The 11,270-nt window shown below is 55.0% G+C and carries 11 protein-coding genes; all 11 read left to right on the forward strand.

Features of this window, described 5'->3' with window-relative positions; translation table 11 throughout:
* Nucleotides 1–3 precede the first annotated feature (3 nt).
* Nucleotides 4–1,665 (forward strand): terminase large subunit, encoded by a 1,662-nt coding sequence (locus DDT56_RS21675; RefSeq protein ID WP_136168454.1) that lies wholly within the window; start codon nucleotides 4–6, stop codon nucleotides 1,663–1,665.
* The gene (locus DDT56_RS21680; protein WP_136168455.1) at nucleotides 1,665–3,785 is read left to right on the forward strand and encodes a portal protein; all 2,121 of its coding nucleotides are present in this window, start codon (nucleotides 1,665–1,667) and stop codon (nucleotides 3,783–3,785) included. Before DDT56_RS21675 ends, DDT56_RS21680 begins: the two co-directional genes overlap by 1 nt.
* A gap of 130 nt (nucleotides 3,786–3,915) precedes the next feature.
* Nucleotides 3,916–5,505, forward strand: coding sequence for a colicin-like bacteriocin tRNase domain-containing protein (locus tag DDT56_RS24900; RefSeq protein ID WP_168197669.1), 1,590 nt, complete (start codon nucleotides 3,916–3,918; stop codon nucleotides 5,503–5,505).
* Nucleotides 5,506–5,519: 14 nt separating this feature from the next.
* Entirely contained in the window at nucleotides 5,520–5,774 is a 255-nt protein-coding gene (locus DDT56_RS21690; RefSeq protein WP_136168456.1) for a colicin E3-like toxin immunity protein, read from the forward strand.
* Nucleotides 5,775–6,049: 275 nt separating this feature from the next.
* Nucleotides 6,050–7,135 carry a hypothetical protein gene (locus DDT56_RS21695; protein ID WP_136168457.1) on the forward strand — a complete coding sequence of 362 codons (1,086 nt, stop codon included), beginning with the start codon at nucleotides 6,050–6,052 and terminating at the stop codon, nucleotides 7,133–7,135.
* Between the two features lie 62 nt (nucleotides 7,136–7,197).
* On the forward strand, nucleotides 7,198–8,415 hold the full coding sequence (locus DDT56_RS21700) for a N4-gp56 family major capsid protein (RefSeq protein ID WP_136168458.1): 1,218 nt from the start codon (nucleotides 7,198–7,200) through the stop codon (nucleotides 8,413–8,415).
* A 60-nt stretch (nucleotides 8,416–8,475) separates the two neighbouring features.
* On the forward strand, nucleotides 8,476–8,859 hold the full coding sequence (locus DDT56_RS21705; RefSeq protein ID WP_136168459.1) for a hypothetical protein: 384 nt from the start codon (nucleotides 8,476–8,478) through the stop codon (nucleotides 8,857–8,859).
* Nucleotides 8,860–8,926: 67 nt separating this feature from the next.
* The gene (locus DDT56_RS21710) at nucleotides 8,927–9,364 is read left to right on the forward strand and encodes a hypothetical protein (protein WP_136168460.1); all 438 of its coding nucleotides are present in this window, start codon (nucleotides 8,927–8,929) and stop codon (nucleotides 9,362–9,364) included.
* Between the two features lie 3 nt (nucleotides 9,365–9,367).
* Nucleotides 9,368–9,964 carry a hypothetical protein gene (locus DDT56_RS21715; RefSeq protein WP_136168461.1) on the forward strand — a complete coding sequence of 199 codons (597 nt, stop codon included), beginning with the start codon at nucleotides 9,368–9,370 and terminating at the stop codon, nucleotides 9,962–9,964.
* The gene (locus DDT56_RS21720) at nucleotides 9,964–10,638 is read left to right on the forward strand and encodes a phage adaptor protein (RefSeq protein ID WP_136168462.1); all 675 of its coding nucleotides are present in this window, start codon (nucleotides 9,964–9,966) and stop codon (nucleotides 10,636–10,638) included. The genes DDT56_RS21715 and DDT56_RS21720 overlap by 1 nt, the downstream gene beginning before the upstream one ends.
* A partial coding sequence (locus DDT56_RS21725; protein WP_210417067.1) for a prophage tail fiber N-terminal domain-containing protein occupies nucleotides 10,635–11,270 on the forward strand: 636 nt, incomplete at its 3' end. The genes DDT56_RS21720 and DDT56_RS21725, both read left to right, overlap by 4 nt.

The raw sequence follows: 11,270 nt of genomic DNA on the forward strand, positions 1-11,270 counted from the left end.
GACATGACTGAACAGGAACAGATCGCGTTTATCAAGTCGCACCTGGCGGATCCGTGGTGGAGATTGAACAACCTGTACAAGGTGGTCAACGAAGAGGGCCTGTTGGTTACGTTCCGCATGCGGCCGGCTCAGCGCCAGCTTTTCGAGACCATGCACTACCGCAATATCATTTTGAAAGCCCGTCAGATTGGATTTTCTACGGCCATCGATATCTACCTGCTGGACCAGGCGCTGTTCAACAAAAATCTGTCATGCGGGATTATTGCCCAAGATAGGGAGGCGGCCGGGGAAATATTCAGCACGAAGATCGCCATTCCGTTCGACAATCTGCCCGGCTGGCTGCGGGCCTGCTTCCGAGTAGCATCGCGGCGAGAGGGGGCGAACAGTGGGCATATCGAATTTGCTCACGGTTCCAAGATCCGCGTGGCTACGTCGTTTCGTTCCGGCACCATCCAGCGCCTGCATATTTCCGAGCATGGGAAGATCTGCGCCAAGTATCCGGCCAAAGCCAAAGAAGTTCGTACCGGTACGCTGAACGCCATCAAAGACGGCTGTATCGTGTTCGACGAGTCCACGGCGGAAGGTGTCGGCGGCGATTTTCATACCATGAGCACCCGCGCGCTGGAGTTGTCTCAGTCCGGTGTTGAGTTGACGATGCAGGACTACAAGTTTCATTTCTACGCCTGGTGGCAGGATCCTAAATATTCCGCGCCGATGCCGGCCGGCGGTCTACGCCTGAGCAAATATCATCAGGAATACTTCGCCGCGGTGGAAGCTACGATGCGCATCACGCTGACGGATGAGCAAAAGCAATGGTACGTCCGCAAAGAGGTTGAGCAAGGCGAGGAAATGAAGCAGGAATTCCCGTCTACGCCGCAGGAAGCGTTTCTGACTTCTGGCCGCCGCGTGTTCCAGGCCATTACTGTAATGAAAGCCGAGGGCGCAACCCGACCGCCTCGCATTGTCTACGATATGGACCCGGTAACCGGCAAGCGTACCAAAGTGCAGGCGTTACGAGACGGCAGCAAAGACGAACTCCAGCGCACGCTGCAAAATCATCTGCTGGTCTGGGAATTGCCAGATCCGGATGAAGATTACGCGATAGGCGCGGATGTGGCCGAGGGGCTGGAAAGCGGTGATTGGTCATCATTTGATGTGGTGAAGAAATCCACCGGCGAGCAAGTGGCGCACTGGTTCGGCCATTTGGACGCGGAGCTGTTCGCTCAGTTGCTGGCGCACGTTGGCAAATGGTACAACACCGCTTATATCGGGCCGGAGCGCAATAACCACGGTCATGCAGTATTGCAGAAGCTGCGCGAGATTTACCCGGTCTTTTCCATTTACGCCGAGCAGTATCTGGACCGCGACAACGACGACGAGACGCCGAAGCTGGGTTGGCTTACTACCAAACAGAGCAAGCCGGTTATCACCGAAGGACTTAAGACGTTGCTGCGTGAGAACGCCAGCGGCATTCGCTGGATCGGCACCATCAACGAGTTAAATACCTACGTTTACAACGCCAAAGGCGCTATGGGTGCGCAAGAAGGCTGCTATGACGACCAGGTTATGAGTTACGCCATTGCACAAGAGATGCGTGCCCGCATGCCGGCGCGGCCACGACAGAAAGCTACAATTCGCAAACCCAATCACTGGATGACGCATTGATGAATACAGCAATGATCGAAGCCGAGGGCAGCACGCCGCGGCAGGATAATCGCGACCGTTTTACTCAGACGCAATTGCTCGATATCTGCGCTGATATCGACGCGCAGCCAGACTGGCGCACCACGGCGAACACCGCCTGTGCCTATTACGATGGCGATCAACTGGCGCCGGAGGTGGTCGCAAAATTGCGTGAGCGCGGGCAGCCGCTGACGATGCATAACCTTATTGCGCCCACAATCGACGGTGTGCTGGGTATGGAAGCCAAGACGCGCACCGATCTGCTGGTTATCGCGGACGATCCGGACGAGGAAATGGAGCAGTTGGCCGAGGCGGTCAATGCAGAGTTTGCCGACGCCTGCCGACTGGCCGGCGTGAACAAGGCCCGCAGCGATGCTTATGCTGATCAGATCAAGGCGGGGCTGTCGTGGGTTGAGGCTCGCCGTAATCCTGACCTATTTGGCCCTCGCTATAAAGTCGGGACGGTCCACCGAAACGAGGTGTTCTGGGATTGGCACAGCCGCGAAGCGGATCTAAGCGATTGCCGGTGGTTGATGCGTAAGCGCTGGCTGGATGTTGATGAAGTTAAAGCGACGTTTCCCGACATGGCAGAGGTTATCGACTACTCGATCAACGACTGGGTGGGGTTTGTTGATACGGATATCGCCGAGGGCCAAGAGTCGGCGCTCATCAGTGCGTATGATGAGTACCAGCAGTGGAGCAGGAAGGATACTGAATGGGTGAGTTCCAACCGCCGTCGTGTCATGTTGCAGGTGGTCTACTACCGGACCTATCAACAGTTGCCTGTGTTGGAGTTATCAAACGGCCGGGTTATCCAGTATGACAAAAATAACGTCATGCACGCCGTGGCGCTGGCCACCGGGCGGGTATCAGTCACCATGTCGCGAGTTAGCCGGATCCGTGAAGCGTGGTTCGTCGGCCCTCATTTCCTCGGCGATCGGCCGTGCTGCGCACCGCAGGGCATGTTTCCGCTGGTGCCGTTCTGGGGCTACCGCAAAGACAAAAGCGGCGCACCGTACGGACTGGCTTGCCGTGCTATCCCCGCGCAGGATGAAGTGAATTTCCGCCGTATCAAATTGACCTGGCTGTTACAGGCGAAACGCATCATCAAAGACGTCGATGCGGTCAATATGACCGATGAGCAGTTGGCTGAGCAGGTCGAGCGGCCGGATGGCATCGTCAACCTGAATCCCCATCGCCATCTCAAGACCACCGCGGCGGATGCCATAAACATTCAGCAGGATTTCCAGGTGGCGCAGCAGCAGTTCCAGGTTATGCAGGAGTCGATGAAACTCATTCAGGACGGGATGGGTGTTTACGCGGCATTTCTTGGGCAGGAGTCGGGCGCCAAGTCCGGCGTGGCGATCAGCAACCTGGTAGAACAGGGTGCCACCACGTTGGCGGAGATCAACGATAACTACCAATTCGCCTGCCAGCAGGTTGGGACACTACTGATGTCGTACCTGCTTGATGATCTGACCCGGCGCCGCAACTATAAAATTACGACCAATCGCGACGATCCGCGGCGCCGCAAGACGGTGACCATCAACGAGGAATCCGACGGCGGCATGAACAATGACGTTTCACGCCTACGCGCGCATATCGCGCTGGCGCCAATCCAGCAGACGCCGGCATACAAATCTCAGTTGGCTGAACGCATGTCTCAGGTTATTACCGGCCTGCCGCCGCAGGTACAAGCGATGGTGCTGGATATGTGGGTGGAATTGCTGGATGTGCCGAAGAAGGCCGAGTTTATCGAGCGGATCCGCAGCGCTTTGGGTACGCCGAAAGCACCGGACGAAATGACGCCGGAAGAACAGCAGGCCGCTCAGCAGCAACAGCAGGTGCAGGCGCAGCAGCAGGAACTGGCGATGCGTGAGATTGCCGGGAAGGTTGCTAAGCTGGAAGCAGAGGCGCAAAAAATTGCCGCCGCCGCGCTGCGTGAACAGACGCTGACCAACAGCCAGCGCTTTGATGACGCCAAGACGCAGGCGGAAACCGGCCGCATCCTCCAGGATATGGAGAAAATGAACCGGGAGGTGGACGCTCTGAAGGTGGAAATGATGCAGAGCATCCAGGCCCAGGTTGATGCAATTCCTTAACTATCAAAATAGTACTGATTAGGTCGCTCGTTCATAAAAGACCTTTGACTTGCTCAATGAAAGTTTTTATCATTAAGTAACACTGTATTTATATACAGTATTTTGGTGTTTAATCACATGGAGAATCTCAATGATAAAATACAGTTTATGTGCTCCTAATGATGGAGATACGATGACGGTAAGTGGCGGGGGAGGTTGGAGTTCGCCGGTGGGGGACGATCGGAAAGGCGGTGGCGGTAGCGATAAAGACAGTAGAGATTCGCAGGTTGATTTTAGTAAAAACCCTGAAAAGCAAGCTGTTGTAAATCCGTATCTGGCAGTCGCAGTGCCCATGACCGTTTATCCCATTAACGGCACATGGGGATTCACGATTAATACGGCGGTAATTGACACCGGTCTTGGCAAAATCAGCTCTCTTCTTAGCGAGGCACTTCCCGTTGCCGGGCGCCTTCTTGGTTTTACCGCAGGCGCATTGTGGCCTTCGAGTATTGCTCCAGACAGTATCGATCCGGCATTTAACAAGATGCAGCAGGAAAAATTGGCTCAATTGGCGGCTAAACAGGGAGTATTGAATAAAGGTTATAACGTTACTACGCTGCCGGCTAACCTGGTAACGGGTTTATCGGTCAGCCAAATTGGGAAACAACCTACTGCGCCGGCGAATGTTCTGGCTCAAGCAGTCATTGATCCTGCACTATCCAAACGTCAACTTACCGTTACCCGAGCAGCAATAAATGCGCCTGTTGCAAATATTCCGGTAGTTAAAGCGGAGAAGACAAAAGTATCCGGCGTATTTTCAGCTAAAATTCTCGCCGGAGAACCGGCTTTCCAAATTAAGTTGGAAAATACCCGGGCAGCCCAGGCTAAGAATCCTCCAAAAGTGAGAGATAATCCGGCCGTGTCGTCGTTTCTTTCCACTCCGGCTCCGGATACACATCATGCATTCGTTGATTTTGGCAGCGATCATGAGCCGGTTTATGTATCTGTCTCGAAGATTGTGACGGCAGAGGAAGAGAAGAAACAGGTTGAAGAAGCCAAAAAACGCGAACAGGAATGGTTGAAAAAACACCCGGAGGCGGTAGCGGAGCGAGAACTTGCAGAAAGAGTTAAAGATGTCAGTGACGCAAAAACAAATAGAGATAATATAAATGCGCAAATAGCCTCGCTTAACGAAAAGATATTAGACGCAAAGAGACAGATTGAGGGGGTTAAACGCGAGCAAGAGGCAGCGCCGATATCAAAAGCACTGCCTGAAGAAGAAGCATTGTTTATTTATTCAGCGGCTGAATCTTACATCAACAAACTCTCAGCGCAAATTGCGCAAGAAAAGAACGAACTTGTCAAAGCAGAACAAGCCATTACACATGCAGAACAACGCAGAAAAGATGCGGAGAAAAAAGCCAAGGACGAAAATGAGAAAAAACGCAACGGTGTTAAAGATAAAGGGCATCAGTATCATCCTGAACCGAAAATAGAAGAGATTAACGGATTAGGAGAATTAAAACCTGGTAAAAAGAAAACGCCAAAACAAGGAGGCGCAGGTAAGCGAGCACGCTGGATTGGTGATAAGGGCAACAAAATCTATGAGTGGGACTCTCAGCACGGTGAATTAGAAGGATATCGCGCTAGCGATGGTCAGCATCTAGGGGCTTTTGATCCAAAAACTGGGAAGCAGTTGAAACCTGCGGATCCTAAACGTAATATTAAAAAATATCTGTAAATTGGAGATTAATCATGGGATTGAAAGTACATCTACAGTGGTTTGACAAAAAAACAGAAGAATTCATTGGTGAAGAGTATTCTCCTGATCTGGGTGATGATGATGCGATCATAGAGTCAACATTAGCACCAAAGGAAAATGTTATTAATGACGGTTGGTTTGATTTGGTTGATAGCTGGATTTTTACGTTACAACCGCATTTCAAACAACAGATTGAATCATCAAAATATGATTATCAGGTGGCATTTGATTACCGTGATAAATGGTAACGGTTATATCAAATAACTAACGTCCGTCTTGCGTTTAAAGTTAATACGCGCTAAATTCCAGAAAGATACCGGAGTATGCCCAAAAAGCTGCTCCGGTTTTTTTATACCCGGATTATCCCCGTTAATGCTGTTAGTCCTTGCCCGCTTCGGCGGGTTTTTTTTGAAACCGAGTTCATACCGATAAGCGTTCTTTGATGAGAGCGCTTATTCGCATGGGCAGCGATACGCCTCAACCTTTCGGATCTATCCGACAAATAGACATGCAGGAGTCATAAGTGGACAACGTAGAACTGGATTTAACGGGTAACGAAACCCCGGAAGAACTGGAAGCGCTGCTGGATAAACTCGGTGATGTCGACGTCAGTGATGATGCCGGCACGGCGCCAGGTAATACAGCAGTCGCAGCAGAGAACACCGGAGCGCAGGGAACTGCCGGGCAGGCTGATGCAACGCAGTCGAATACGGGCGATACCAATACCGACACGCCGACGCCGGGCGCGACTACCGAGCAACAGCAAGATGCAGGGCAGGGCCAGCAGGCGGAACAGCCGAAAAGCATTCTGAGTAAAGACGGTAAACACGTCATTCCTTACGACGTATTGGAAGCGGAACGCGCTGAGAAGCGTCGCATCGCCGAAGAAAATCAGCGAACCGCCGCCGAGTTGGAAGAAGCTAAGCGTCAGTTGGCCGTATTTACGCGCCAGATTGCCTCGGCAGGCATGACGCCCGCCACCACCCCGGATAAGATCCAGATCACGCCCGAGCAAATCAACAGCGTCCGAGAGTCGTTCCCGGAAATCGGGACCGTGCTGGACGCCATGACGCAGAAGATCGAATACCTGCAAGGTCAGCAGCCGGCAGCGCCGATGGCGCAGCAGTCTCCCGGTGCTAACCCTGTAATGGCGGCGTTGGACGCAACGCCGGATCTGAAAGCGTGGCAGACAGGCGATCCAGACCGGTTCATGCTGGCAACGCACATCGACGAGACGCTCAAAAATGACTCTGCATGGAAAGACAAACCGTTAGCTGAACGATTCGCGGAAGTGGCGAAGCGTACCCGAGCCGCCTATGGCGAAGCCGTTGATCAGCCTGCACAACAGCAGGACGCGCAGCAGTCAGCCCCGGCAGTAACGGATACCAAACAACCGGCCGCCGAAGAAATTCAGCAAAAAGCTGCCGCCGCGCTGGCAACAGCAACAGCGGCCGCGCAATTACCCGCTTCACCGTCAGACGTTGGTCAGACGGCAACGCAATCCGCGTCACTGATCGAGCAAGCGGCGAACGCAGATCCCGATCAGTTACAGACGATGTTCGCCGGCATGACCGACGCGCAGATTGAAGCGTTGCTCGAACAAATCTGACGAAAGACCGAAACCCCATAAACCCGCCGCTGTGCGGGTTTTTTCATTTCTAGGGAGTCAATATGACTACGATTACCACCGCCCAAGCGAATAAGCTAATGCAGGTCGCGCTATTTACCGCATCCCAACGCAATCGCTCTTTCGTCAACGTCCTGACCGAGCTGGCGGAAGCACCCAAGTCCGTCACGCCAGACAAGAAGGGCGTTAAACAAACCGCTTTCACCGCGCCCGTTGTGCGCATCACCGACCTGCAGAAGCAGAAAGGGGATGAGGTCGACATGCAAATCGTCCACAAGTTGACTAAACGCCCAACGATGGGCGATGAGAACTTGGATGGCCGCAGCGAGAACTTGAACTTCTCCGATTTCTCTCTACGCATCAATCAGGGCCGCCATGTGGTCGACGCCGGCGGCAAGATGAGTGAGCAGCGCTACAAGCACAACCTTAATAAAACCGCTCGCGTTTTGCTGGGGACGTACTTCAACGACTTGCAGGACCAGTGCGCCACCGTCCATCTGGCTGGCGCCCGCGGCGATTTCATCGCGGACGATACCATCGTACCGCTGGAGAATCACGCCGAGTTTAGCAAGATCCTGGTGAACGATGTAACGCCCCCAACGTACGATCGCCACTTCTACGCCGGTGACGCGACCACGTTCTCTGGGCTGGATGCCGCCGATCTGTTCAATCTGGACGTCGTGGACAATCTGTCTCTGTACCTGGATGAAATGGCGCATCCGCTCCAGCCGGTCAAGATGAGCAAGGACGAGATGGCCGGTGAAGATCCGTTCTACGTGCTGTATGTCACTCCGCGTCAATGGAATGACTGGTACACCAGCACTGGAGGCAAGGACTGGCAGGCGATGATGACCCGCGCCATTCAGCGCAGCAAAGGGTTTGATCACCCGCTGTTCAAAGGCGAGTGCGCGATGTGGCGCAATGTTCTGGTGCGCAAGTACACCGGGATGCCGATCCGATTCAATCCGGGATCTGTCGTTACTGTGTCAAACAACGACGCGGCGGCAACGGTATCCCAAATTGAGGCGGCTACCACCATCGACCGCGCGCTGCTGCTGGGCGGCCAAGCACTGGCGAACGCTTACGGTACGGGCGAGGGCGGAGGGCATTTCGGCTATCACGAAGAGCCGAAAGATCACGGCAACCGGAAAGAGATCTCTGTGCGCTGGATCAATGGACTGAAAAAAATCCGCTTTCAGGACAAGACCGGTCGCATCAACGACCATGGCGTTATCGCCGTTGACTCGGCGATCAAGATCTAACCCCGCCACCTCTTGCGGGCTCCGGTCCGCTTCATAAACCGAATTCTGGAGAGAAACACTATGGCTATCATTCAGGCCCCGTCCGTTCGCGACGCGGTTTATCAGGGGCCGCAGGGCAATCTGTCCCTCGCGGAAGGCCAGGTCACTCTGGCTGCCGCAGCAATCGGCGATGTCGTTGAACTGCTGGAACTGCCCATTGGCACGCGCATCTACTCCGTGGATGTGATCAGCGCTGCGCTAGGCGCAAATACTACCGTGGCGATCAGCGTTGGCGATCATGCGTTGCTGCCGGCGTTCAACACCGCCGCCGCGGTCTCCAGCTCCACGCCGGTCGCTCCGTACACTACTGCTACCCAGGGCGAGAAGGTGAAGGCGACCATCGCTGGCGCAGCAGCTACCGGCTCGCTAACGGTCATCATCAAGTATGTGGCCGTCGGCTACTAAGCGTCGTTTCTGTTAACCCCATGAGGCCCGCCATTGCGCGGGTTTCATCTTTTTAAGGATCAAAATAATGGCTGAGAAAATCTCAATCACTTATATCGGCGGGAAGAAGCAGAAACGCGATACCGTAACCGGTAGCCGTCTTATTTTCCCACGTCTGAAACCCGTCGATGTCGATAGCGACATCGCACATCAATTGCTGGCGTTCCCGACTGTGTGGGTTGAGTCCGCCAGTGCAGAAGCCGCGCTGAATCAACAGGCATCCGATGAGGAAGCCAAAGCCGCGCTGGCCGCTGAGGAATTGGCGCGTCTGCAGGCAGAAGCCGCAGCCAATAGTTGGGTGGTGAAAATCGGCGACGAAGAAGTCGATCTGGCGAAGCTCACCTCCGCGCAGTTGGCAACGCTGGTTGAATCGGAAGATCTGGATCTGACGAAAGGCGCGCAGGAAAAGGTTGATGAATTCCGTGCCCGCGTACGTGAAGCCATCAAGACCAAAGCGGAGGCGTAAATCATGGCGACACCTGACGACTTCATTCCCGTGGTCCGTCGCTACATTAACGGCCCACTGGATCTACAGATCTGGGAATCGCTGATCGAAGCGGCCATCACGTTCTGCCGCGAATCCCTATATTGCCGCGATGTTCAGACAATTGACAATGTAACGGCGGGCACCGTCTACACATTAATGGGCGGGGCTGCCCAACGCGCAGTTAAGCTGTTTCAGATCCTCGATTACAGCGATCAAGTGACCACGCCCAGCGCGCCGGCCAAGCTGTTGCGCGCCGGCAAAGCATTCACTGTATCGGCGGCTGGCACGGTGAAGTTCAATGCTGACTATGGACGCATCGTTGCGTTCTTCGCCAGCGCCCCGACGCGGGACGCTACCGAGGTTCAGGACGTGCTATTCAATGACTGGGCTGAAACGCTTGCCCACGGCGCACTGGAAAGCCTTTACCTGATGCACGGGCAAGAGTGGAGCGATGCGCAGCGCGCAGCCTACTTCAAGCAAGTTTTCACTGACGGCTACCGCCGCGCTTACCGCGAGGCGCTCGACCGCCCCGGCACAACATGGATCCCCAACCCCGTTATCACGCATGAGTTCTACTGATGACCACCATCAATGACATTATCGGCCGGGCCAATGCGCAGCTTGTCGATCCGCTGTGGCTGCGCTGGTCCAAGTCCGAGCTTATCGACTATTACAACGATGCCATCAACGCCGTCATTATCATTCGGCCCGACGCCGGGCGCTCTGATGAGACATTCACCTGCGCTGCCGGCGCGCGGCAGGAGTTGCCCGCCGGCGCGTTGCGGCTGCTGGAAGTTGTGCGGGTGACGGGTGGCCGGGGCGTCATGCCGATCCGGCGCGAGCAGTTGGATTATCAGTTTCCTGACTGGTATAGCCGGACGGGTGTCATTGAGCGCTACATCTTCGATACCCGAAACCCGCGTGTGTTTTACGTGTTCCCCGGCGCAGTGGCGGGCTCTCAGTTGGAAATCAGCGTATCCCGTCTACCTGGTGCGGCCACGATCGCCGACCTGGCGCCGGCGGCGAACACGGTGTTCCCGCTTGAAGAGCTCTATATCAACCCTGTGCTGGAGTGGATCCTGTTCCGCGCCTTCGGCAAAGACGCGGAGAGCGGCGCCAACGCGCAATTATCCTCGCAGCACTATCAGATCTTTGTCGACCTGCTGGGTGTCAAGTCCCAGACAGACAACGCGCCTACTGCCGGTGCGCCCCCGGCGCAGCCGCCGCAACAGCAGGGAGGTAGTGCACAATGAGCGTATTGATCAGCGGCGTGTTGGTGACGCCGGCCGGCGTGCCGGTCCCCAATGCGGAAATCACGTTCACCGCCCTGACCAATGGCGACAGCGTGCTGAACGGCTTTTCTGCGTCGATAACGACCGATGCCGCCGGCGCGTATTCGATACCGTTGGAGCTGTGCTCCTACTCAATTTCGATCCAGGCCAACGGCCAGAACATGCTTTATGGCTCCGTGTCGATCACTAACGACACCACGCCCTCAACGATAAACGACCTGCTGGCGCAGGCCGCGTTGGAGCAATCCATAACGCCGCAGATTATCGTCTATTTCCAGGAGATCCAGACTGACGTCACGGCCAAACTGGCGACGATGCAGACGCTATCCACCAGCGCCACGAATGCGGCTGCGGCCGCCGCTTCAGCGCGGGATGCCGCAGCACAGTATGCTGCCAATCTCAGTGCCGCCGTTACTGCAGCGCAGAACGCCAGTGCATCAGCGACCACTGCCGCCAATAGTGCAACGGCTGCGAAAGATGCAGCAGAGGCCGCCGCCGCAAACGCGCAGAATACGCTCGACAGCACGATGAAAAAATCTGCGAACTTATCTGATTTGGCCGATGTGGCTGAAAGTCGCGCAAACCTGGGTTTA

This window comes from Brenneria corticis (genome assembly GCF_003115855.1).
Lineage (GTDB): Bacteria > Pseudomonadota > Gammaproteobacteria > Enterobacterales > Enterobacteriaceae > Brenneria > Brenneria corticis.